The organism is Humibacter ginsengisoli (assembly GCF_054780095.1).
This window is the reverse complement of the sequence record NZ_BAAGWZ010000006.1, coordinates 127,260-150,867: the sequence shown is the minus strand read 5'-3', so window position 1 is coordinate 150,867 and position 23,608 is coordinate 127,260. Positions and strand designations below refer to the sequence as shown.

Here is a 23,608-nt window from a genome sequence, read left to right as displayed (position 1 = left end):
TCAGACCTGGATGCCGAGGTCCTTGAGCTGCGTCAGCAGGTCGGCGCCGTCAGCGCCGTACACCCACGGGACCCCGCTCGTCTGGGCGTGCTTCTCCGCCGTCGAACGACCGCCGGCGAGTACGGACTCCGCGTTCGAGAGCTGCCGGATGGCCACCGCTGCCACGTTGCCGGGGTGTTCCTTCGCGAACGCGGCGTAGATCGCCTCGTCGTGCTGGCCGTCGTCGCCGACCAGCAGCCACTTAACGGCCGGGAACTCGCGGACCAGGCGCTGCAGGCTCTGCTCCTTGTGCTCACGGCCGCTGCGGAACCAGCGATCGTGCGTCGGCCCCCAGTCGGTGAGCAGAAGGGCCCCGGCCGGAAAGAGATTACGGGAGAGGAACCGCGTCACCGCGGGCGCCACGTTCCAAGCACCCGTGGAGAGGTAGAGCACGGGCGCGTTCGGATGCGTCGCCGCGAGCCGTTCCAGCAGCACGGCCATCCCCGGCGTGGGCACCCGAGCGTGTTCGTCGAGCACGAACGTGTTCCATGCCGCAAGCAGCGGGCGAGGGAGCGCCGTCACCATGACGGTGTCGTCGACATCGGAGATCAGCCCGAAGGATGCCTCATCGGGCGCCACCAGCACGGGCGACGTCGCGGCGTGGTCGCTGGTGTCCGCACGCAGCGTCACGGTGTGGGTGCCTGGCTCGAGCCGCACGGGGATCACCTCGTCGATGACACCACCGCGGTCCGGTCGCACGGCGAGCTTCGTGCCGTCGACCTCGACGACCACGTCGACCTCGCTGTACGGCACGCTGACGAAGCTGCGCCATCCGCGCACGCTCTCCTCGCGCTTGCGATTCTTGCGTTCAGCGCGAGAGCCGGGCCGCGGATCCTTCGCGAGCACGACGCGTCCGAGCACCCTGATCCACTCGGTCGTCCCGTATCCCGTGTAGGAGAGCACCGTCGGCAAGTACCCGCGCTTCAGCGCACGTCGAGCCCGAAAACCGTGGAAGGCATCCTCGATGCGCGCGGCGCGATGCATCCTCGTCACGGAGCGGGGACGTCGGGCCATCGGTACAGTCTTTCACGGGCCGCGACCTCGATGAGAAGGGGCGGTATCCCTGTCAACCTGAAGAACAGTCGGGTACCGTCGCATCGGGCATATTCGACGAGCGGGCGCAGCGTCGTGCACGGAGGAAGGGAGCTGGCCGGAAGATGATCGAAGAGATCCTCGTCGGAACGCAGGAGATCGTGAACGCGGGAGCGCTGCGCGTCGAGCCGGCTCAGGAGCGGAGTCTGGCGCGGATCGACGCCCTGCTCGACGCGGCGGCATCGGTGGTCGACGAGGTCGGCTTCGACCGGCTGACCACGGCACAGGTCGCCGAGCTGAGCGGGGCATCCATCGGTACGGTGTACCGCTACTTCCCGGATCGCATCGCCTTGCTCGTCGCGCTGCGCGACCGCGCCGTGAGGCGATACCGCCTGGCGGCCTCCGAAGAGCTCGAGCGCAAGCAGCCCGCGACCTGGCAGGATGCCATGGCACTGCTCGTCGCCCGGTTCGCAGGCATGTTCCGCACCGAGCCCGGGTTCCGCATCATGCGGTTCGAGGAAGTGCGCGGCGTCGACGAGGGCGCCGTCACCGTGGATCACGTGCACGAGTTCGCGGAGCGCGTCGCGGAGATCCTCGCCGCCAGCTACGGCTTCGATTACAGCGAGGAGCTCGTGTTCCGGCTCGACATCGCCTGCCAGATGGCGGAGTCGCTCATCGAGCGCGCTTACCTGCGTGAGCCGAAGGGCGACGATCGCGTGCTCGCCGAGGCGGGCGTGGTCGCCATCGCCTACCTGGAGAAGTACTACTCATAGGCGCTCGTCGGCGCCCGGTCGCGCGGGATCGGAGCCCACACGAGGGCCACCTGTTACGGCGTATTTCCTGAGCATCGCAAGCGAATGTCGGTGGGGTACGACATAGTGGTGCGGTGATCGAATTCCGATCGGTGACCAAGCAATTCGCTGACGGCACCGTCGCGGTGCGGGACTTCAGTCTCGTCATCCCCTCGCGCAAGACCACCGTTCTCGTCGGCTCGTCCGGGAGTGGCAAGACGACCATCCTGCGCATGATCAACCGCATGGTCGACCCGACGAGCGGCACGATCGAGATCGACGGCGACGATATCGCCACGCTGGAACCGGTCGGCTTGCGTCGCAGCATCGGCTACGTCATGCAGAATTCCGGCCTTCTGCCTCATCGCAAGGTGGCCGACAACATCGCCACCGTGCCGCTCCTGAAAGGAGTGAACCGCAGGGATGCCCGTGCGCGGGCGCTCGAGCTCATGGACACCGTCGGTCTCGACCGCTCACTCGCCGACAGGTACCCGAGCCAGCTCTCCGGTGGTCAGCAGCAGCGCGTCGGCGTGGCACGCGGGCTTGCCGTCGACCCGAACATCCTGTTGATGGACGAGCCGTTCGGCGCGGTCGACCCGCTTGTGCGCGCCGAGTTGCAGCACGAGCTCGTGCGGTTGCAGCACGAGCTCGACAAAACCGTGGTCTTCGTCACGCACGACATCGACGAGGCCCTTCTGCTTGGCCATCAGATCGTCATCTTCAAGCCGGGCGGCATCGTGGCCCAGGTCGGTACGCCCGAGCAGATCCTGGCCCACCCGGCCGACGAGTTCGTCACCCGATTCGTGGGAGCGGATCGCGGCAAGCGCGTGCTGCATCTGAGGCCGGAATCCGGGAGCGACGTCGTCGTGGACGGCGATGGTCGTCCCGCCGGCGTTCTCGTACGCGACGCCGCATCCGGCCACCGCGACTCAGTCATCGATGAGGCCGGAGCGGCCGCCGCCGCTTCGGGTGCTTCGGCGCAGGGTGATCGGCAGCCGTGAGCTGGCTGATCGAGAACGCGGGTCAGATCTTGCAGCTGACCCTGGTTCATGCCGGCCTCTCCGCCGTGCCGATCGTGGTCGGCTTCGTGCTGGCCATCCCGGTCGGATGGCTCACTAACCGCTACCGTGCGAGCCGCGGCACGGTGCTTGCCATCGTCGGACTGCTGTACGCGATTCCGTCGCTGCCGCTCTTCATCGTGCTGCCGGGCATCCTGGGGACGCGCATCCTCGACCCGCTGAACATCATCGTCGCGCTGAGCCTGTATGCGCTCGCGATCATGGTGCGCACCGCATCGGATGCCTTCGCCTCCGTCGACATCGACGTCAAGCTCTCGGCCACCGCCGTCGGATTCTCCACCTGGCGCCGGTTCTGGTCGGTGGAGCTTCCGCTGGCCGGGTCGGTATTGCTTTCGGGGATCCGGGTCGTTTCCGTCAGCACGATCAGCCTGCTCAGCGTCGGTTCCGTCATCGGAGTGACGAGTCTCGGCTACTTCTTCCTCGACGGGTTCCAGCGCAACTTCCCGCTCGAGATCATCGTCGGCATCGTCGGCACGATCGTGATCGCCGTGATCTTCGACCTCATCCTTGCCTTGCTCGGCCGGCTGCTGCTGCCGTGGACGCGCGGCACACGGCGCGTTCGGCGCGCGCGGGTCGACCCCGAGCTCGAGGTGGTGGGCGCTGCATGAGCCTGTGGAACTCGACGTTCGCGTGGCTGGTCGACCCCGCCAACTGGGCCGGTCCCGGTGGCATCCCGACGCGCCTCGGCGAGCATGTTCTGTACACGCTGATCACTCTCGTGATCGCTGTCGTGATCGCGGTTCCGGTCGGTGTGGCCGTGGGTCACACCGGCAAAGGCCGTGCCGTGGCCGTGCAACTGTCGGGCGCGCTGCGCGCCCTGCCTACTCTCGGCGTGCTGCTGCTTGTCGCGCTCTGGATCGGGCTGGGCATCGGGCCAGCTCTCATCGTGATGGTGCTGCTCGCGCTCCCGCCGGTTCTGGCTGGTGCGTACGCGGGAGTGGATGCCGTCGACCGGGCGACGATCGATGCGGCGAAATCCATCGGCATGACCGGCTGGCAGGTGCTGGTCAAGGTCGAGCTGCCGCTGGCCATGCCGATCATCATCGGCGGCCTGCGCTCGGCGTGCCTTCAGGTGATCGCGACCTGGACAGTGGCGGCGTATCTGCCGCTCGGCGGCCTCGGCCGGTTCATCTACGACGGGTACGCCGTGCAGAACTACGCCGAGATGCTCGGCGCGTCCGTACTCGTCATCCTGCTCGCGCTGATCGCGGACGGCATCTTCGTCGTCGTTCAGCGACTCGTAGTGCCGCGTGGCGTCGTCGTCGGGCGTGCATCCGACGTGCGTGCGCGGTCGTCCAAGAGGCTCACCACGACCTCGCAGTCCACCACAGCAGGCTGAGCCGCTCACGGCGATTCGGCCCCACAGAAGAAAGCGAAGCACCATGTCACTGAGAACACGCGCTATCGCCCTCGCAGCCGTTGCGACGGTGAGTGCCCTCGCTCTTGCCGGCTGCTCGTCGGGCAACCCGCTTGACTCCTCGTCGACCGCTGCGTCGAAATCCGGCGGTGCGATCGTCGTCGGTTCGGCCAACTTCCCCGAGTCGGAGATCATCGCGCAGATCTACACCCAGGCGTTGAAGGACAACGGGGTGGATGCGAGCATCAAGCCGAACATCGGTGCGCGCGAGGTGTACCTGAAGGCCTTGCAAGACGGCTCGATCGACCTCGTGCCCGAGTACTCCGGAAGCCTTCTGCAGTACTACAACGCGAAGAGCACGGCACAGTCCAGCGACGACGTGTACGCGGCTCTGAGCGACGCCCTCCCGAAGGGCTTCGAAGTGCTCGACCAGTCGAAGGCGCAGGACAAGGACTCGTACAACGTCACGAAAGCGTTCTCGGACAAGTACGGGGTGAAGAGCCTCTCCGACCTGAAGAAGGTCACGGTTCCGCTCACCGTTGGCGCGAACCCGGAGTTCGCGGATCGGCCGTACGGGATCAAGGGGCTCAAGTCCGCCTACGGCGTCACGGCGACGCTCGACCCGATCAGCGATAGCGGCGGACCGCTGACGGTGAAGGCTCTCCTGGACGGAACGGTGCAGCTGGCCGACATCTACACGACGAGCTCCGCGATCAAGGACAACAACCTGGTCACGCTGAAGGATCCGAAGAACATCATCATCGCCGAGAACGTGGTGCCGATCATCAACGAGAGCAAGGTGACCGACACCGTGAAGAACGTGCTGAACAAGGTGTCCGGCACGTTGACCACGGACGATCTGGTGACGATGAACGACAAGAGCTCCGGCTCCGCGAAAGAGTCCGCGGCGCAGATCGCGAAGGAGTGGCTCGCCTCGAAGAACCTCTTCAAGTAGGCGGCGCACATGGAGCCGTTCTCGGCGCGGGGCGCATCCGTGCCCGTGCGCCGGGAACGGCTTCCCGTTCTTGTCGACGCCGAGCGCGTGTTCGAGGCCATGTTCTCGGGGGAGAGGCACGCGTTCTGGCTTGATGCGGGCATCCACGCCGGCACCGGCTTCAGCTACCTGGGCGCGGCGTCGCCGGTTCGGCCGAGTTGGCTGCTGACGGGGGAGGGGCTCGTACGCATGCTCGGCGGCGAGCGGATGCCCGTGGCCGGCACGTTAGAGGATGTTCTGCGCTCCTGGCTGCCCGAGCGCCTCGCGGCGGTCGGTCGGACGGATGTCTCGGCGGGACCGTGCCCGCTGGGCTGGGTCGGCTGGTTCGGCTACGAGTACGGTGCGCGGCGGCTCGGGGTGGCCGCCGCGTCGTCGCGTTATCCGGATGCCGTGATGCTGGCCGCCGACCGCGTGATCGAGATCGATCACGCCGGTCAGTCCGCACTGTGGTTCTTCGACGACGCAGACGGTCGGGCGTGGGCCGCCGAGGCGGAGGAGCTTCTCCGTTCATTGCCTGAGGCGTCGGAGCAGGATGGCGGCGCCCGTACGGCGAGCACATCGCGTAACGAGCATCGGCCCCCAGCAGAGCTCCCCGAGGCTCAGCATCCGCCGGAGCCGTTGTGGCGGCACAGCGATGACGACTACCTGCAGATGATCGCGGAGTGTCAGAGGTTCATTCGCGCAGGCGACGCGTACCAGCTGTGTCTCACGAACGAAGTGCAGGCATCCACTCCGGCAGATCCACTGGGCGTCTACAAGGCAGTGCGGCGCATCTCCCACGCCGTGCACGGCGCGTTCATCCGTGTCGACGACGTGTCCGTGCTGAGCGCATCGCCAGAGCTGTTCCTTCGCGTGCGCGAGGGCGTCGCGGTGACCAGACCGGTCAAGGGAACGAGACGCCGCGGCGCATCACAGAGCGAGGACGCCGCACTGAAGCGCGAGCTGATGGCCGACCCCAAAGAGCGCGCGGAGAACCTGATGATCGTCGATCTCATGCGCAACGACCTCGGCCGGGTGGCGCGCGTCGGCGGCGTGTCCGTTCCTGAGCTCTTGGCGGTGGAGACTCACACCCACGTGCACCAGCTGGTCAGCACGGTGCGAGCCGAACTGGCTCCGGCCGTCGACGCGCTCGATGTTCTTCACGCATGCTTTCCCGCGGGTTCGATGACCGGTGCGCCGAAGCTCAGCGCGATGGGCATCCTTCACGAGCTCGAAGGAGGACCCCGCGGTGTGTACAGCGGATGCCTGGGTCGCCTGGGACTGGACGGATCCGCCGAGTTCGCCATGGTCATCCGCACGATCGTCATGGCCGGGGGAGAAGCCTCGGTCGGCACGGGTGGCGGCATCACCGCTCTGTCGGTGCCCGAGAACGAGCTGGCCGAGACCCGGCTGAAGGCGGCGGCACTGCTGGCAGCCCTTGGGCACCCCTGACCGGGTAATCTTTTCCGAGCCCCCTTTTTCTTCTGCGGACGCCGGGGTCCGCACACCCGTCCCGCACAGAGATTGAGAGCGACGTGTCACAACACGACGAGCGAGAAGCGACTGACGCCCGGTACGACTTCGCTGCCATTCAGGCGAAGTGGCTGCCGGTGTGGGAGGAGTTGCGTCCGTTCCGCACGGATGCTCCCGGTGACAACCGTCCGCGCAAGTACGTGCTCGACATGTTCCCGTACCCCTCCGGAGACCTGCACATGGGTCACGCCGAGGCGTTCGCGTTCGGCGACGTCGTCGCACGTTACTGGCGTCAACAGGGATTCAACGTGCTGCACCCGATCGGCTGGGACTCGTTCGGGCTCCCCGCCGAGAACGCCGCGATCAAGCGCGGCATCGACCCTCGCGGTTGGACGTACGACAACATCGCCCAGCAGAAGCGCAGCTTCCGCATCTACGCGCCCTCGTTCGACTGGAGCCGTGAGCTGCACACGAGCGATCCTGAGTACTACAAGTGGAACCAGTGGTTGTTCCTCAAGCTGTACGAAGAGGGGCTGGCCTACCGCAAGGACGGCTCCGTCAACTGGTGTCCCAACGATCAGACCGTTCTCGCCAACGAGCAGGTGATCGACGGGCACTGCGAACGCTGTGGCTTCCTGGTCGAGAAGAAGAAGCTCACGCAGTGGTACTTCCGCGTGACGGACTACGCGGATCGGCTGCTCGACGACCTCAATCAGCTCGAGGGCGCATGGCCGCCTCGCGTGCTGACCATGCAGCGCAACTGGATCGGCCGGTCGATCGGCGCCGACGTGAACTTCAGGATCGAAGGTCGCGACGAGCCGGTCCCCGTCTACACGACGCGGCCCGACACGCTCTACGGCGTGACGTTCATGGTCGTGGCACCCGAGTCCGATCTGGCTGCCGAACTGGTGCAGGATGCCTCTCCCGAGGTGCGCGAACGCTTCGACCAGTACCTGCGGGAGACGCAGTCCATCACCGACATCGACCGGCTCAGCACGGACCGCGCCAAGACCGGGGTGTTCCTCGAGCGGTACGCCATCAATCCACTGAGCGGGGAGCGACTCCCGATCTGGGCGGCGGATTACGTGCTGGCCGAGTACGGTCACGGCGCCATCATGGCCGTGCCTGCGCACGATCAGCGCGACCTGGACTTCGCGCGTGAGTTCGGTCTGCCGGTACGGGTGGTGGTCGACACGAATGCGCCCGTGACCGGTGCGATTCCCGTCATTCCCACCGACCCGGCGACAGGCGAGGCGCTGCTGCCCGAGGACCTTCCACCGCTGGATCCCGGATCCACCGGCGTGGCGCTGACCGGCGATGGTCGCCTGATCAATTCCGGGCCGTTCAACGGGCTGAGCAAGAACAACGCGATCCACCGCATCACGGAGGCACTGGATGCCGCGTCGATCGGGCATGCGTCGCGCAACTTCCGGCTGCGCGACTGGCTCATCTCGCGGCAGCGGTACTGGGGCACGCCGATTCCGATCATCCATTGCCCGGAGTGCGGCGAGGTGCCGGTGCCGGAAGACCAGCTGCCGGTGCTCCTGCCCGATGCGGAGGGCCTGGACCTCAAACCGAAGGGCACAAGCCCTCTCGGCGCCGCGACCGAGTGGTCGACGGTGGAGTGCCCGAAGTGCGGCGGCACAGCCACACGTGACAGCGACACCATGGACACGTTCGTCGACAGCTCCTGGTACTACCTGCGCTATCTGTCCGCGAACGACGGTACTCAGGCGTTCGATCCCGCCGAGGTGGAGAAGTGGGCGCCGGTCGACCAGTACGTGGGTGGCGTGGAGCACGCGATCCTGCACCTGCTCTACTCGCGCTTCATCACGAAGGTGCTGTTCGACCTCGGCTATGTGTCGTTCACGGAGCCGTTCACGTCGCTGCTCAACCAGGGGCAGGTGATCCTGGATGGCGCCGCCATGAGCAAGTCGAAGGGCAACCTCGTCGAGTTCGCCGATGAGCTGCGTCAGCACGGCGCCGACGCTCTTCGCGTCACGCTCGCGTTCGCCGGGCCGCCGGAGGACGACATCGACTGGGCGGATGTCTCGGCTGCAGGCAGCGCCAAGTTCCTGGCGCGCGCCTGGCGGCTTGCCCGTGACGTCGAAAGCGCTCCCGAGGTCGACTGGCGCACCGGTGATGTCTCGCTGCGACGCATCACACACCGGTTCCTGGCCGATGCGCCGGCACTGGTCGAGTCGTTCAAGTTCAATGTGGTGATCGCACGGCTCATGGAACTGGTGAACGCGACGAGGAAGGCGATCGATTCCGGCCCTGGGCCGAAGGATGCCGCGGTACGCGAAGCGGCGGAGAGCGTCGCACTGGCGCTCAACCTGTTCGCGCCGTACACCGCCGAAGACATGTGGTCGACGCTCGGATACCAACCGACCGTCGCAGCCCAGACGTGGCGGAAAGCCGACCCCAGCCTGCTCGTGGAAGAGTCCGTCACCGCTGTGGTTCAGGTGGACGGCAAGGTGCGGGATCGCCTCGAGGTGTCGCCACGCATCGGTGCAGAGGAGCTGGAGGCACTGGCCCGGGCATCCGAAGCCGTGCAGCGTGCGCTCGGCGACCGGGAGGTGGCGGCGGTCATCGCGCGTCCCCCGCGCGTCGTCAACATCGCCACGAAGAAATAGCGCGACGCCCGCGCCGTGCGATCGGTGCGTAGTCGTCCTCCACAACTGCATCGGCAGGGCAGTCATCCCCGTCCCCGCTGAGAGCGCCGCAGAGCTCGTCGGCGCCGTCATAGCGTCGCGGGAGTGGATGCCGACGACCCCTTCGACCAGCTGAATCAGCGTTCGCGTGCCGTTCCCCGTTCCGTCAAGGTGCGGATCGGGGTCGGCGCCGCCGCCGTGCTGCTGATCGCGGCCTTCGCCACAGCCGTGCTGGTCGGAATGCTCTCGCCGCACGGGGAATCCGGGCACGTTCCGGCGGTGAGCGTGACGGCAGGAGACTCGGGCACGAGCACACCGACTCCCACCCCCGCAGCCGTTCTGTATGTACACGTGCTCGGCGCCGTCGCTCGGCCAGGGCTGTACACGCTGCCGGCCGGCTCGCGGGTGGTCGACGCCGTCGGCGTCGCAGGTGGGATGACAGCGGACGCCGAGCAGGCGGGCGTGAATCTCGCCCGGCCCCTCACCGACGGCGAGCAACTCGTCGTGCCGCACGTCGGCGACCCTGTGCAACCCGCGCAAGGCGCTGCCGGTCCGGCCGGTACGTCGACGGGCGCCGTGCCCGGCGGCAAGGTCAACCTCAACACGGCGACGGAGGAGCAACTCGAGTCGCTGCCGAGGGTGGGCCCGGCGATGGCGGCGAAGATCCTTGCGTGGCGCACTCAGAACGGGCGCTTCACGTCGATCGAAGACCTGATGAACGTCAGCGGTATCGGTCAGAAGACGTTCGACGGGCTGAAAGACCTGGTGACCGTCTGATGCGCGGGGTCTTCGGATGATCGACCTGAGACTCGCAGTGCCGGCGATGGTGGCGTGGGTGGGCGGCGGTGTCGCGATCGCGCTGCCGAACGGTTGGTGGCTGGCTCTCGCGCTCTGGGCGCTGGCGATCGCCGCCGCGGGGGCGGCGGTGGTGATCCGCATGACGCGTCCTACTCCTCGCGACCGCGCACCCGGCAGAGCATCCGCCATCGCCGCGGCCGTCTGCGTCTCCGCGGCGGCCGCGGCACTGGTCGCGAGCGCGGCTGCCGCCGGGATGCCGTCGCGACATCCGGATGCCGTGGCCCAGCTCGAGCACCACACGGTCGCCTTCCGCCTCGAGGTCGCCTCTGTCGCGCAGGCTTCGGGGAGCGGCGGCGGGTTCGGCCGACCCGGTGCATCTGGCATGCGATTCTCGGCCACCGCGGTGGGTATGAGCGCAGGAACGCGGTCGCACGCCGCGAGGATGCCCGTGCTCGTGTTCGCGCCGGCGGGCACGAGGGTGCGCATCGGCGAGACGGTCGCGGTGAGCGGAACGATGAAGGTTCTGCCGACGTCATCGGAGACAGCGGCGCTCGTCTACGCATCTTCTCGGCCCCGATCCCTGGCGCCGCCTCCGCCGTTACTCGCTGCTGCAGACTCCGTGCGTTCGGCGTTCTCGGCGCAGGCACGCGGCCTACCGGGAGACGGAGGAAAGCTCCTGCCCGGTCTCGCCATCGGAGACGTGCACGAGCTGCCGTCGTCCCTCTCGGACGACATGAAGCAGGCGAGCCTGACACATCTCACCGCGGTGTCGGGCGCGAACTGCGCGGTGGTCGTCTCCCTGGTCGGAGCGGCTGCGGCCGCGCTCGGTTTCGGCAGGGGCGGCAGGACCATCGCATCGCTCACCGCACTGGCCGGCTTCGTGGTGCTGGTCACGCCGCAGCCGAGCGTGCTACGGGCGGCGGTGATGGCGGCGGTGATCGTGTTCGGCGGCTGGGCCGGCAGACCCGGACGCGCCGTGCCAGCGCTGGCGCTGGCCGTCGTGGCATTGCTCGCGATCGACCCGTGGCTGGCGGTCAGCTACGGTTTCGCGCTCTCGGTTCTGGCCACAGGTGCGCTTCTGCTGCTCGCACCACCGCTGGCAGAGCGGCTGGCCCGGTGGATGCCGTCCCGCCTCGCAGCGTTGCTCGCGGTGCCGATCGCGGCGCAGGTCGTGTGCCAGCCCGTGCTGCTGATGCTGAATCCGACGGTGCCGCTGTACGGCGTGCTCGCGAACCTTGTGGCGGAGCCCGCCGCACCGGTGGCGACGGTATTGGGGCTGGCATCCTGTGTCGTCATTCCGCTCTGGGCTCCGGCCGGCGCGCTGTTGGCGCATCTCGCCTGGGTGCCATCGGCATGGATCGCCGCCGTGGCCAGGGTGAGCGCGGCGCTGCCCTCCAGCGGAATCGGCTGGGCCGACGGGGCCCTGGGCGTCGTTCTCATGGCGGTGCTGACCGTTGCGATCATGCTGGTCGTCGCGCGCCCGGTGCACCGCATCGCTCGGGTGGCGCGGATCGCGGCGCTATCCGCCGCGGCGGCCATCTCCGTCTGCTCGCTCGCCGGCGTGGCGGGAGCGCAGATCGCCGAGGCGATCGACCGGCCCGCCCGGTGGTCGATCGCCGCGTGCGACATCGGCCAGGGCGACGCGGTGCTGGTCAGCAGCAATGGGACGCGCGCTCTGGTCGACACCGGACCGGATCCCGCACGGCTCACTGCCTGCTTGAACGAACTCGGTGTATCGCGGATCGACCTGCTCGTGCTGACCCACTACGACCTGGACCATGTCGGTGGCACGCAGGCTGTCATCGGCAAGGTGGGTGTCGCGATGATCGGCCCGCCGTCGGACGCGCGCGGCCGCCGCATGGAGGAGCAGCTGAAGCGCGGTGGAGCGACCGTGCACGTCGCGCACACGGGCGACCACGGCAGGCTCGGCGACGTGTCGTGGCGAGTGCTGTGGCCCGATGTGGAGTCGCACGGCATGGAACCGGGCAACGAGCAGAGCGTCACCGTGTTGTTCAGCGGTGACGGCATCCGCTCGCTGTTCCTCGGTGACCTCGACGAACGCGCGCAGGATGCCCTCCTGAAGACGGGCCGTGTTCCTCGCGTCGATATCGTCAAGGTCGCGCACCACGGATCGCGCGACCAGGCGGAGCCGCTGTACCGCCACATCCGCGCGGCCGTCGCACTCATCTCGTGCGGCACCGGGAACGACTACGGCCACCCCACGGCGACGGCGCTGGGCATCCTGCGTCGTTCGGGCAGCAGGGTGATGCGCACCGACGTCGAAGGGATGCTCATGGTCTCGGCGGAGGGCGCGGGTGGCCTCCGTACGTGGACGCAGCGGCACGCGACGCCCGCGGAACTTGCCCGGCCGGGATGATGTGCCAGCCGTGTCGGTCGCGCCGAATAGGCTTGACCAGCAGCGCGAGCACGTCGAACGGAGTAAAGAGAGTGGCGGCGAGAACAGAGGGAGCGGGATCCCGGTCGAGTGGATCGCGTTCGTCGTCGACACGATCGCCCTCGGCGCGCAGCGGCTCCGCACGCGCATCCTCGGGACGCTCCGCGAGCGCGAAGACGGTCATTCCTCAACTGGCATGGCACCAGGTGCGGCAGGCGCCCGTCGTGCTCGTCAGCGGTACCGAGACCGTGCTCGCCGACCGCGCGATCCGCGTCCTGCGGGACTCGCTGCGCGAGGCAGATCCCAGCCTCGAGGTCACCGACATCGTCGCAGCGGACTACGCGGCCGGGGAGCTCGCATCGGTGGCGAGTCCGTCACTCTTCGGCGAGCCGCGTCTGATCAGGGTGACCGGCGCAGAGCGTGCGAACGACGCATTCGTCGACGATCTCGTGGCGTACCTGCAGGCGCCAGCGGACGACACCACGGTGCTGGTCCGCCACGGCGGTGGACAACGCGGCAAGCGATTCCTCGACGCGATCCGCTCGGGTGCAGGCGGCGGAGTCGAGATTGTCTGTGCAGAGCTGAAACGGGATGCCGACAAGTACGACTTCGCGCAGGCCGAGTTCCGCATGGCGGGCAAGCGAGTCACTCCCGGTGCCCTTCGTGCCGTGACGAGCGCGTTCTCGGATGACCTCGCCGAGCTGGCAGCCGCCTGCCAGCAGCTCATCTCGGATGCCGGCGACGAGGTCACCGAATCAACTGTGGACCGTTACTACGGCGGCCGGGTCGAGACCAATGCCTTCAGAGTGGCAGACGCCGCCCTCGCCGGCCGCTACGGCGAGGCGCTGATCACGCTGCGGCACGCGCTGGCATCCGGTGCAGATCCGGTGCCCATGGTGGCGGCGTTCGCCAGCAAGCTGCGCACGATGGCGAAGCTGTACGGCGCGCGCGGCAGCTCCGCGGGGCTAGCCTCGCAGTTCGGTCTCGCCCCATGGCAGGTGGATCGCGCCCGCCGCGACCTGCAGGGGTGGACCGAAGAGGGCCTTGCGCGCAGCATCGAGGAGGTCGCCGACGCCGACGCGAACGTCAAAGGCGCCGGGCGTGACCCGGTGTTCGCGCTCGAGCGCATGATCGGCGTGCTCAGTGCCCGTGGTAGGTGATGGGCCCGTGGCAGGTGATGGGCCCGTGGCACGTGATGGGCGAAGCGGCAAATGACAAGAACCCCGTCCGGAGACGGGGTTCTTTCAACGCTCAGTGAACGAGTCTGCTGCTCAGAGCGAGGCGACCTGCTTGGCGATGGCCGACTTGCGGTTGGCGGCCTGGTTCTTGTGGATCACGCCCTTGCTGACAGCCTTGTCGAGCTTCTTGCTGGCGTGAGCCAGCGCCGCGGTGGCCTTCTGCTTGTCGCCGGCGGCGACGGCCTCGCGAGTGGAGCGCACAGCAGTCTTGAGCTCGCTCTTCACAGCCTTGTTGCGCTCGCGAGCCTTCTCGTTGGTCTTGATGCGCTTCAGCTGCGACTTGATGTTTGCCACGAGTGGATACGTCCTTCTTTCGAAATGCTTCAGATGGGATGTGTCACGAGACGAGAGAGGGCGTCGCGTGACTTTTCGTGCGGCCGGAACCACACGCAAGCCAGCAGACCACGATACCAGACACCGCCTGCCGCACACGAATCACAGCGGGCCACCCTGAATCCTAGGGTGGAGGGATGAGCGCACAAGCAGCATCCATCGCCATCGTAGGAGCCCACGTCGTTCCGGTCGCCTCCGAGCCGATCGAGAACGGCACCGTCGTCGTGGAGAACGGCGTCATCACCGCCGTCGGCCGTGACATCGCTCCTCCGGAGGGCGTTCGGGTCGTGGATGCGGCCGGCCGCTGGCTGCTGCCGGGCTTCATCGAGGCCCACGGTCACGTGGGCATCCACGAGGAGGCCAACGGCAGCGCGGGCAACGACACGAACGAGATGACCGACCCGAACACGGCCGGTGTGCGCGCCATCGATGCGATCGACATCGACGACGAGGGCTTCCGCGACGCGCTGAGCGGCGGCATCACCTCGGTGGTGGTGAAGCCGGGAAGCGGCAACGTCATCGGCGGCCAGACGGTGGCCATCAAGACCTGGGGCGGACGCACCATCGACGAGCAGGTCATCAAGGAGGCCGTGAGCGTCAAGTCCGCACTCGGAGAGAACCCCAAGCGCGTGTACGGCGAGAAGAAGCAGACGCCGAGCACGCGCCTCGGTGTCGCATACGTGCTGCGGCAGGCGTTCGTGGACGCGCAGAACTACGCGGCCTCGCGGGATGCGGCAGCGGCGAAGGGCGAGCCGTTCGCCCGCGATCTCGCCAAGGAGACGCTCACACGCGTGCTCGACGGGGAGCTCGCCTGGGACCAGCATGTGCATCGCCATGACGACATCGCCACAGCGCTCCGTCTGGCCGACGAGTTCGGATACCGGCTCGTGATCAATCACGGCACCGAGGGTGCGAAGCTCGCCGACGTGCTGGCCGAGCGGGACATCCCGGTCATCTACGGGCCGATGTTCACGTCACGCTCGAAGGTGGAGTTGCGCGACCGTGCGATCGCGAACCTCGGCAAGCTGGCGTCGGCCGGCGTGCGGGTCGCGATCACGACCGACCACCCCGTCGTTCCGATCAACTTCCTCGTGCATCAGGCCTCGCTGGCGGTGAAGGAGGGCCTCGACCCGGTCGTCGCGCTCGAGGCGCTCACCGTGAACCCGGCGTCGTTCCTGGGCCTCGACGACCGGGTCGGCGCCATCCGCACCGGACTCGACGGCGATCTGGTGCTGTGGTCGGGCGATCCGCTCGAGGTGATGAGCCGCGCCGAGCAGGTGTTCATCTCGGGCCGCGAGGTGTACAGCTGGCGCGACGGTCGCGGCGTGGTCGTGGAGCGAGCGGAGCGCTTCGCCGGATAGGCAGACCGGCATGGTGCTGCCGGCACGCTGCTCGAAGCGGGTACGCCGTCGTGCCGAACGCCCGGGACTGGCGCCATGAGCACGGGCGTGCTCATGGGAGAATTGCCGAACGATGTCCCCACGTGCCACCAAGGCTCTCGAGCCCGCCGCGACCGACCCCGCGCGCATCCGCAATTTCTGCATCATCGCGCACATCGACCACGGCAAGTCCACGCTCGCCGACCGCATGCTGCAGCTGACCGGTGTGGTCGAGGAAAGGGCGATGCGTGCTCAGTACCTCGACCGCATGGACATCGAGCGCGAGCGCGGCATCACGATCAAGAGCCAGGCGGTGCGGATGCCGTGGCAGTACGGCGGCGATACGTACGCCCTCAACATGATCGACACTCCCGGTCACGTCGACTTCACCTACGAGGTCTCGCGATCGCTGGCGGCGTGCGAGGGCGCGATCCTGCTGGTGGATGCCGCACAGGGCATCGAGGCGCAGACGCTCGCGAACCTCTATCTCGCCCTGGAGAACGACCTGACGATCATCCCGGTGCTGAACAAGATCGATCTGCCCGCCGCCGAGCCTGAGAAGTACGCGCGTGAACTCGCGGACCTGATCGGCGGCAGCCCGGACGACGTGCTCAGGGTGAGCGGGAAGACCGGGGCGGGCGTCGATCTTCTCCTCGACCGCGTGACCGAGCTGGTGCCCGCGCCCACCGGTGTGGCGGATGCCCCGGCACGTGCCATGATCTTCGACTCCGTGTACGACAGCTATCGCGGCGTCGTCACCTACGTGCGCATGGTCGACGGACAGCTCACTCCGCGGGAGCGCATCCAGATGATGTCCACCCGCGCCACGCACGAGCTGCTCGAGATCGGTGTCAGCTCTCCGGAGCCGGTGCCGACGAAGGGCCTCGGTGTCGGCGAAGTGGGCTACCTCATCACGGGCGTGAAAGACGTGCGCCAGTCCCGCGTCGGCGACACCGTGACCAATGCCGGGCGGCCGGCGTCCGAACCGCTCGCCGGCTACACCGACCCGAAGCCCATGGTGTTCTCCGGGCTGTACCCGATCGACGGCAGTGACTACCCCGACCTGCGTGAAGCGCTCGACAAGCTCAAGCTCTCGGATGCCGCGCTCGTCTACGAGCCGGAGACCTCGGTCGCGCTCGGCTTCGGCTTCCGATGCGGATTCCTCGGCCTGCTGCACCTCGAAATCGTCACGGAACGGCTCGAGCGCGAGTTCGGCCTCGACCTCATCACCACCGCTCCTAGCGTGATCTATGACGTTCAGACGGAGGACGGCAAGCAGGTCACGGTCACGAACCCCAGCGAATACCCCACAGGCAAGGTGCGCGCAGTGAGCGAGCCGATGGTGAAGGCGGCCATCCTCACCCCCAAGGACTACGTCGGCACAGTGATGGAGCTGTGCCAGACACGGCGCGGAACGATGCTGGGCATGGAGTACCTGGGCGAGGACAGGGTGGAGATCCGGTACTCGATGCCTCTCGGCGAGATCGTGTTCGACTTCTTCGATCAGCTGAAGAGCCGTACGCAGGGTTACGCGAGCCTGGACTACGAACCCTCCGGCGAGCAGGAGGCCGACCTTGTGAAGGTCGACATCCTGCTGCAGGGCGAGCAGGTGGATGCCTTCAGCGCGATCGTGCACCGGGACAAGGCCTATGCATACGGCGTGATGATGACCGAGCGGCTGAAGAAGCTCATCCCACGCCAGCAGTTCGAGGTGCCGGTGCAGGCCGCCATCGGCGCGCGGATCATCGCCCGCGAGTCCATCCGTGCCATGCGCAAGGACGTGCTCGCCAAGTGTTACGGCGGTGACATCACCCGCAAGCGCAAGCTCCTCGAGAAGCAGAAGGAGGGCAAGAAGCGCATGAAGATGGTCGGTCGCGTTGAGGTGCCCCAGGAGGCGTTCATCGCCGCACTCTCCGGCGACGTCGAGGGCAAGGACAAGTCGAAGTAGCGCCGGCGGACGACAGCAGCCTGCCTCGGTCCGCCGGCGCGACGGGTCAGCGCGCAGCTGCGGACTGCGGCCGGCGAGCGTCGACCGGGTCGCCCAGCCACACGGGCCTCGGGGCCCTCGCCAGTCGCATCCCCACCCAGGTGCTCGCGGCGAGCAGCAGCACGTCTGCGGTCAGCCCGGAGAAGACGGACGGCAGCACGTAGTCCGCGACGATGCCGGCCAGCACGATCACGAGGGGCCAGAGGCTGATCAGGCGGGCTCGCATCAGCCCGATCACGATCAGGCAGACTCCCACTTCGCCGGCCAGCATCAGGATCATCACGATGTTCCCGGTGACCGCATCGGCGTTCAGCGCGGCGCCCGCGGCGAATCCGGCGTCCGCGTCCGGCATCCGGGCGACGACGTAGAGGAAGAGCCCGCCCGCAGCGGAGAGAACGAACCCGAGGATGCCAACGATGCAGAGGGCGGCTCCCCAAGTTCCGAGCGCACCGCCTCTGCCGCGGAGTGCGTGCGGAACCCCTGCGTACGACGCCATCGCGATCGTGAAGCCGAGCGCCTCGAGCAGCGACTGCACGAGCAGAAGCCACGGCTGCGCCGCCATCGCGGCGAACTCGGCGCGCATCCCGCCAGCGGCGTCGGGCACGATGAACGCGTTCGACGCCACGAGCAGCACGGGACCGGCGATCAGGCCGGTGACGACGACGGATCGACGTACGCCGTCGGTTGATGTCCAATTCATGATGTCCTCCTGGCGGCGTGTCCGGACACCGCTTACATGGCAGGCTGCTTCGCGGTCGCCGCGCAGACATCCATCAGCCAGCCCTGATCGATCGGTCGCGGGACTGATGCCGCATCTGTCGTGTGGCAGACGCGGCAGACGCCGTCCGGCGCTACCGTGATGCCATGGCGAGGCCGGGAAGGTTCGACTGGCGCAACATCGCGATCGATGGCGTACCGCCGGTGCTGCTCCTCGTCGTCGGTCTCCTGGACATCGCAACGGGCCTCAGCCAGCCGACGGGCAGGGCACCGGCCGTGACGGCGGTCATCCCGACCGTTATCGCCTGTGCCGCGCTGACCTTCCGGCGCAAGCAGCCGCTCGCCATCCTGATCGTCATCGTCGCGGTGATCGCGATTCCGCCCTGGGTCTTCCCCGTCGCGCTCACGTACTGGGGCGAGTTCATACCCTGGCTGGTAGCCGCGTACTCGTGCGCTCGGCACGAGCCTGGCATGCTCCGTCCGCTTATCGCGCTCGCGACGGCCGCGGCGACGCTCGCATCCATAGCAGTGCGTTTTCCCGAGATGAGCGACCCGGGAGACGTGCTCTACAACGGCGCCTTCCTCGTCGCGTCGTGGACTCTTGGGCTGTTCGCGCGCAGCTGGGCCGTTCATCGTGACAACTCCCTGCGTGCCGAGATCGAGAGCACCCAGGCAGCGGAACGGGCAAGCGAACAGGAACGCGCACGAATCGCCCGCGAACTCCACGACGTCATCGCCCACACCATCACCGTGATCGTGGTCCAAGCCGGCGGTGGACGGGTGGCCGCAGCGCGCGACCCGGGCGCGGCCGTGACGGCGCTGGCGCAGATCGAGGAACTGGGCAGGGACTCGCTCGGGGAGCTGAGAGCGCTGCTCACGGTCCTCCGAGGCGACACGGACGAGAGGGGTGACCCGCAGCCCACGCTCGCCGGGCTCGCGGATCTCTGCGAGCGGATGCGGCGCCTCGGGCTGCCCGTCTCGCTGTTCGTGTCCGAGCGTGCAGAGTCGCTTCCGCTCGGCCTTCAACTCACCGGGTACCGGGTCGTGCAGGAAGGACTGACCAACGTACTGAAGCACTCGGGGACGGTCGACACCGTCGTCCGGGTTGGCATTGCAGAACCGGCAGACCGCCTCCTGATCACGGTGACCAGCGGACCGGGTACGAAGTCGGATACCGTTCCGGGTGCCGGACGCGGGCTCTCCGGTTTGCGCGAGAGGGTGGAGCTCATGGGCGGTGAGCTGACCTCGCACGAGGATGCCGACGGCTCGTTCACGCTGTCGGCGATGCTGCCGTTGCGGGGAGACCCGGTATGAGCGAAGTGTCCGTAGCGCTCGTCGACGACCAGCCCCTGATCCGAGCCGGACTGCGGCTGATCATCGAGTCGCAACCGGACATGCGGATCGCCGGTGAGGCCGGCGACGGAGGAGAGGCGATCGCACTGGCCAGGCGCACCGCGCCAGACGTGATGCTGATGGACATCCGTATGCCGGGGGTGGACGGAATCGACGCCATCGGGGGCGTGCTCAGTGCACACGCGAGCATCCGGATCGTGATGCTGACGACGTTCGACGTCGACCGGTACGTCTACGAGGCCCTCCGCGCGGGCGCCAGTGGTTTCCTGCTGAAAGACGTGACGCCCGAGGCTCTCGTGAACAGCGTGCGAGCCGCGGCGAGCGGTGATGTGCTGCTGGCTCCTTCGCTCACGCGCAGGCTCATCGAGCAGTTCGTGCATCGCCCGCCTCCGCCTGGAGCGGATGACCCACCCCTGAGCACGCTCACCGAGCGCGAACGCGAGGTGCTCGCCGAGATAGCGCACGGACACACGAATGCGGAGATTGGCGCAAGGCTCCACATGGCGGAAGGCACCGTGAAGACGCACGTGAGCCGGGTGCTGTTCAAGCTCGGACTTCGCGACCGCGTGCAGGCGGTGATCGCCGCGTACGAGTCGGGGCTGGTGGAACCGGGTCAGGGATCGGGCAGCAACCTTGGTTAGACTCTGATGGCCATGCGACGCAGTACCTTCACCGACCAGCCGGTGACCTACGCTGCGGTCGGAGCGACGCTCGCCCACGACCTCACGCAGCATCCCCCGAAGGGCTACCGCCCGACGTCGCGTTCGATCAGGCTCGGCAGCGGCGACGAGCGTTTCACCACGTCGGCGCGAGCGCTCATGACGTGGGGCGTGCAGCGCGGGAGCGGCGTCGAGGTGACCCACGTGGATCCCGGAACCGGCGAGGAGTACGCCGGCGTGCGCTACGCGGCCGACGGCACCCCCGAGCGACTCGAGCCGCACCACGGTACCGAGGCGGTCTTCGACGAGGACGGGCATCCGTACATAGCCAACGGCATGACAGCGGTGCTGCGCGTTCCGTTCGGTCCGTTCCATGTGAACGCCCCCGTGCGTGTCGTGTATGTGATCGAGGAGGAGCACCGCGTCGGCTTCGGCTACGGAACGATGAACGGGCATCCGCTCTCCGGCGAGGAGTCGTTCGTGCTCGAGCAGCGCGAAGACGACTCGGTGTGGCTCACGATGCGGTCGTTCTCCCGGGCCGCCGGTGGCGTGCGCAAGATGATCGCCCCGGTGTCGTTCGCCTCGCAGCGCCGGCTGGGCAAGCGCTACCTGCGTGCGTTGCACCCGGTCACCGGGAGCCCTGGCGTCGCGCAGACCCCCGGGGCCGGCGGCGATGACGCACAGCGGAACGCGCCGACCGCGCTCACGGTGACGCACGTGACGGTGCATGACGAACCGCAGCTTCCGGCAGCTGCCGATGTGGCTGCCGGCGAGACGGACGACGACTCCGATGGGGTCGAGGGTGCCGAGCACACTCCCGATCGCTGATCCCGCTCCTGCCGACGGGCTGCTGCCGGCGAGCGCAGCCGATGGCGCGACCACGCGCGACCTCGGCGTGTATCTGCACGTGCCGTTCTGCCGCGTGCGCTGCGGATATTGCGACTTCAACACCTACACGGCAACGGAACTGCGCGGTGCACGCCAGGCGGACTACGCGGAGCAGGCGGCCATGGAGGTGCGATTCGCGGCCGGTGTTCTGGAGCGTTCCGGCGTTGCGGCTCGTCCCGCCGCCACAGTGTTCTTCGGCGGCGGCACGCCGACTCTGCTCCCGTCCAGCGATCTGAACTCGATGCTGAGCGCGGTCCGAGACACGATCGGCCTCGCCGCAGGGGCCGAGGTGACGACGGAGGCGAATCCCGACAGCGTGGACGCCCGGTACCTCGCGGAGCTCGCCGCCGCCGGATTCACCCGGGTCTCGTTCGGCATGCAGTCGGCCGTTCCGCACGTGCTGCGCACGCTCGAGCGCACGCACGATCCGGAACGCGTGCCGCAGGTGGTGCGTTGGGCGAAGGATGCCGGCCTGCAGGTGAGCCTCGACCTCATCTACGGCACCCCGGGGGAATCCCTCGCCGACTGGTCGGCGTCGGTCGACGCCGCGCTGGAGTGCAAGCCCGATCACCTCTCCGCCTACGCGCTCATCGTCGAGGATGGCACGAAGCTGGCGCGGCAGATCCGTCGAGGAGACCTTCCGGGGCCCGACGACGACCTGCAGGCGGACATGTACGAACTCGCCGACGACCGGCTGCAGTCCGCCGGACTCCAATGGTACGAGGTGAGCAACTGGGCCGCGGATGCCGCACACCGCTCCCGGCACAACCTCGGCTACTGGCTGGGGCACGACTGGTGGGGAGTCGGTCCAGGTGCACACAGTCACGTCGGCGGCGTGCGCTGGTGGAACGTTAAGCACCCTGCCGCCTACGCGCAACGTGTGCTCTCCGGCGACTCGCCCGCGGCAGGGCGGGAGACTCTGGATGCCGCGACGCGGGCATTCGAGGACGTGTTGCTGCGGGTGCGCATCCGCGACGGACTGCCGACGAAAGCGCTCGGCGCGACAGGACGCGCCGCGGTCGCCGGCCTCATCGCGGACGGTCTGGTCAATGCGAGAGCCGCCCTGCACGGATCGGTGGAACTGACCCGCACAGGACGGCTTCTGGCCGACGCCGTCGTGCGACGGCTGACTGCTACTTGATGAACTGGATGGTGATCGGGTACCGGTAGTTCTCCCCGTGGTTGGCCTTGACCGCCGCGATGATGCTGAACACGATGTTGACGATCCAGACCGCGAGAAGGATCAGGAATCCGATCAGGATGAACGCCGTGATCCAGCCGATGATGACACCGATCAGCATCGTCAGCTGGAAGTTGAGGGCGTTCTTCGTGTTCTCGCGCACGAAGGGCCCCCGGTCCTTCAGTACGAGGAACCCGATCAGCGCGGGCAGGAAGGCGAGGCTCGCGTAGCTGAGGAATGAGATGATCGCGCCACCCAGGTGGATGAGCATCGACCACAGCTTCTCGTCGGCGGGCTGCATCTGGCGCGCCTGGCTCTGCGGATACGGATTCTGCGGGGGAGGGGGTGGGACGTTGCTCATGAGCTCTCCTTCGTAGGTGATGAATGCCGTCCGCGTGTTGCGACGGTCGGCTACTTGATGAATCGCACCGCGAACGGGTAGCGGTAGCTGCCTCCCGCGTTGACGCGCACGCCGCCGATGATCGAGAAGACCACGTCGATCACCACGAGCGCCCACCCGACCAGGGCGAGGATCAGCCCCAGCACGAACCAGCCGCCGCCGAGCACGAGGGGAACGAACAGGGCCGCGTAGATGATGGCGGCGACGATCGCCCAGACGATCATGGCTCCCACCATGGTGATCTGGAAGTTCAGCGCCTCCTTCGCCTCATTGCGCACCCGCTCTCCGCGCTTCCCGAATGCCAGATAGAACACCAGCGACGGGACGATCGCCAGGATGGCGAGCCACCCGCTGAAGAAGGCGAGGAAGGCGATCGCGCCGCCGAAGTGCGACCACGCGGCGTAGGACTTGTCCTGCTCGGGTGTCAGGGGCCCGGCCGGAGCCGGAGTCGCGTACTGCGGCTGCTGCTGCTGCCCGGGCGGTTGCTGGCCGTATTGCTGTTGCCCGTACTGCGGAGGCTGCTGCCCGTACTGCGGAGGCTGCTGCCCGTATTGAGGGGGCGGCGCCGGGGGTGCGTTTTCACCGGCCGGCTGTTGAGGGAGATTCGGATCGCTCATGACGGTGCGCCTTTCGACGGCATGCAAGATGCGTATCTCGCCCTTTGCGAGATAGCGCTAAAAGTACTGCTCGCCATGCTCGACTGCAATGATTCCGCGCCGTAGTAAGCGGACTCGACCTCTACCACCGGTGGCCGAAGAGGAGCAGTTTCACGGTGGGCATCGTGGGTCGCTAGCCTGAAACTCCTTTCATCTGTTCGGAACGCAGCGGGTGGATGCTGTGCCGCACCGTGGACGGAGACGCCCTCGTCGTGCGCCCGGGATAT

21 protein-coding genes are annotated in these 23,608 nt (G+C 67.7%); 16 read left to right on the top strand and 5 right to left on the bottom strand.

Annotation, left to right across the window (positions count from 1 at the left end; all coding sequences use genetic code 11):
- Entirely contained in the window at window positions 1–1,053 is a 1,053-nt protein-coding gene (locus ACYVI5_RS09020) for an App1 family protein (protein ID WP_460529667.1), read from the bottom strand.
- 143 nt (window positions 1,054–1,196) lie between these two features.
- Between ACYVI5_RS09020 and ACYVI5_RS09015 the strand changes: the two genes are divergently transcribed.
- From ACYVI5_RS09015 to holA, 10 genes are all read left to right on the top strand, one after another.
- Window positions 1,197–1,844 carry a TetR family transcriptional regulator gene (locus ACYVI5_RS09015; RefSeq protein WP_460529665.1) on the top strand — a complete coding sequence of 216 codons (648 nt, stop codon included), beginning with the start codon at window positions 1,197–1,199 and terminating at the stop codon, window positions 1,842–1,844.
- Between the two features lie 113 nt (window positions 1,845–1,957).
- Complete coding sequence (locus ACYVI5_RS09010) at window positions 1,958–2,863, top strand: ABC transporter ATP-binding protein (RefSeq protein ID WP_460579900.1); 906 nt, start codon at window positions 1,958–1,960, stop codon at window positions 2,861–2,863.
- Window positions 2,860–3,549: an ABC transporter permease gene (locus tag ACYVI5_RS09005; protein WP_460579899.1), complete on the top strand. Its 690-nt coding sequence runs from the start codon at window positions 2,860–2,862 to the stop codon at window positions 3,547–3,549. Before ACYVI5_RS09010 ends, ACYVI5_RS09005 begins: the two co-directional genes overlap by 4 nt.
- Window positions 3,546–4,280: an ABC transporter permease gene (locus ACYVI5_RS09000; RefSeq protein ID WP_460529656.1), complete on the top strand. Its 735-nt coding sequence runs from the start codon at window positions 3,546–3,548 to the stop codon at window positions 4,278–4,280. Before ACYVI5_RS09005 ends, ACYVI5_RS09000 begins: the two co-directional genes overlap by 4 nt.
- 43 nt (window positions 4,281–4,323) lie before the next feature.
- Window positions 4,324–5,253 (top strand): ABC transporter substrate-binding protein, encoded by a 930-nt coding sequence (locus ACYVI5_RS08995; RefSeq protein WP_460579898.1) that lies wholly within the window; start codon window positions 4,324–4,326, stop codon window positions 5,251–5,253.
- A gap of 9 nt (window positions 5,254–5,262) precedes the next feature.
- Window positions 5,263–6,723, top strand: a complete 1,461-nt coding sequence (gene pabB / locus ACYVI5_RS08990; protein ID WP_460579897.1) for an anthranilate synthase component I family protein — start codon at window positions 5,263–5,265, stop codon at window positions 6,721–6,723.
- A gap of 83 nt (window positions 6,724–6,806) precedes the next feature.
- Window positions 6,807–9,380, top strand: a complete 2,574-nt coding sequence (gene leuS / locus ACYVI5_RS08985) for a leucine--tRNA ligase (RefSeq protein ID WP_460579896.1) — start codon at window positions 6,807–6,809, stop codon at window positions 9,378–9,380.
- Window positions 9,381–9,503: 123 nt separating this feature from the next.
- The gene (locus tag ACYVI5_RS08980; RefSeq protein ID WP_460529643.1) at window positions 9,504–10,175 is read left to right on the top strand and encodes a helix-hairpin-helix domain-containing protein; all 672 of its coding nucleotides are present in this window, start codon (window positions 9,504–9,506) and stop codon (window positions 10,173–10,175) included.
- A gap of 16 nt (window positions 10,176–10,191) precedes the next feature.
- The gene (locus ACYVI5_RS08975; RefSeq protein WP_460579895.1) at window positions 10,192–12,573 is read left to right on the top strand and encodes a ComEC/Rec2 family competence protein; all 2,382 of its coding nucleotides are present in this window, start codon (window positions 10,192–10,194) and stop codon (window positions 12,571–12,573) included.
- 200 nt (window positions 12,574–12,773) lie between these two features.
- Window positions 12,774–13,751 (top strand): DNA polymerase III subunit delta, encoded by a 978-nt coding sequence (holA, locus tag ACYVI5_RS08970; RefSeq protein WP_460580572.1) that lies wholly within the window; start codon window positions 12,774–12,776, stop codon window positions 13,749–13,751.
- 111 nt (window positions 13,752–13,862) lie between these two features.
- Here the strand turns inward: holA and rpsT are convergent, their stop codons facing one another.
- Window positions 13,863–14,123 carry a 30S ribosomal protein S20 gene (gene rpsT, locus ACYVI5_RS08965; RefSeq protein WP_460529637.1) on the bottom strand — a complete coding sequence of 87 codons (261 nt, stop codon included), beginning with the start codon at window positions 14,121–14,123 and terminating at the stop codon, window positions 13,863–13,865.
- 176 nt (window positions 14,124–14,299) lie between these two features.
- Between rpsT and ACYVI5_RS08960 the strand changes: the two genes are divergently transcribed.
- Both ACYVI5_RS08960 and lepA read left to right on the top strand, forming a co-directional pair.
- Window positions 14,300–15,523 carry an amidohydrolase gene (locus ACYVI5_RS08960; RefSeq protein ID WP_460579894.1) on the top strand — a complete coding sequence of 408 codons (1,224 nt, stop codon included), beginning with the start codon at window positions 14,300–14,302 and terminating at the stop codon, window positions 15,521–15,523.
- 112 nt (window positions 15,524–15,635) lie between these two features.
- Window positions 15,636–17,489, top strand: a complete 1,854-nt coding sequence (lepA, locus tag ACYVI5_RS08955) for an elongation factor 4 (protein WP_460529632.1) — start codon at window positions 15,636–15,638, stop codon at window positions 17,487–17,489.
- A 46-nt stretch (window positions 17,490–17,535) separates the two neighbouring features.
- On the opposite strand, the gene ACYVI5_RS08950 is transcribed toward lepA, so the two are convergent.
- Window positions 17,536–18,228 carry a hypothetical protein gene (locus ACYVI5_RS08950; RefSeq protein ID WP_460579893.1) on the bottom strand — a complete coding sequence of 231 codons (693 nt, stop codon included), beginning with the start codon at window positions 18,226–18,228 and terminating at the stop codon, window positions 17,536–17,538.
- A gap of 164 nt (window positions 18,229–18,392) precedes the next feature.
- Here ACYVI5_RS08950 and ACYVI5_RS08945 point away from each other — a divergent pair, with 164 nt between their 5' ends.
- Genes ACYVI5_RS08945 through hemW form a run of 4 tightly spaced genes read left to right on the top strand, consistent with a single transcriptional unit; the run spans window position 18,393 to window position 22,286 of the window.
- Window positions 18,393–19,559 (top strand): sensor histidine kinase, encoded by a 1,167-nt coding sequence (locus ACYVI5_RS08945; RefSeq protein ID WP_460579892.1) that lies wholly within the window; start codon window positions 18,393–18,395, stop codon window positions 19,557–19,559.
- Complete coding sequence (locus tag ACYVI5_RS08940) at window positions 19,556–20,239, top strand: transcriptional regulator (protein WP_460579891.1); 684 nt, start codon at window positions 19,556–19,558, stop codon at window positions 20,237–20,239. The genes ACYVI5_RS08945 and ACYVI5_RS08940 overlap by 4 nt, the downstream gene beginning before the upstream one ends.
- A 12-nt stretch (window positions 20,240–20,251) precedes the next feature.
- Window positions 20,252–21,085: a DUF1990 family protein gene (locus ACYVI5_RS08935; protein ID WP_460579890.1), complete on the top strand. Its 834-nt coding sequence runs from the start codon at window positions 20,252–20,254 to the stop codon at window positions 21,083–21,085.
- The gene (hemW, locus tag ACYVI5_RS08930) at window positions 21,060–22,286 is read left to right on the top strand and encodes a coproporphyrinogen-III oxidase family protein (protein ID WP_460579889.1); all 1,227 of its coding nucleotides are present in this window, start codon (window positions 21,060–21,062) and stop codon (window positions 22,284–22,286) included. Before ACYVI5_RS08935 ends, hemW begins: the two co-directional genes overlap by 26 nt.
- Here the strand turns inward: hemW and ACYVI5_RS08925 are convergent.
- Together ACYVI5_RS08925 and ACYVI5_RS08920 are read right to left on the bottom strand one after the other, a co-directional pair.
- On the bottom strand, window positions 22,279–22,686 hold the full coding sequence (locus ACYVI5_RS08925; protein WP_460529614.1) for a DUF4870 domain-containing protein: 408 nt from the start codon (window positions 22,684–22,686) through the stop codon (window positions 22,279–22,281). The two genes, hemW and ACYVI5_RS08925, sit on opposite strands and share 8 nt — an antisense overlap.
- 50 nt (window positions 22,687–22,736) lie before the next feature.
- A complete protein-coding gene (locus ACYVI5_RS08920; protein ID WP_460579888.1) occupies window positions 22,737–23,342 on the bottom strand; it encodes a DUF4870 domain-containing protein in 606 nt (201 codons plus the stop codon).
- Window positions 23,343–23,608: the final 266 nt, after the last annotated feature.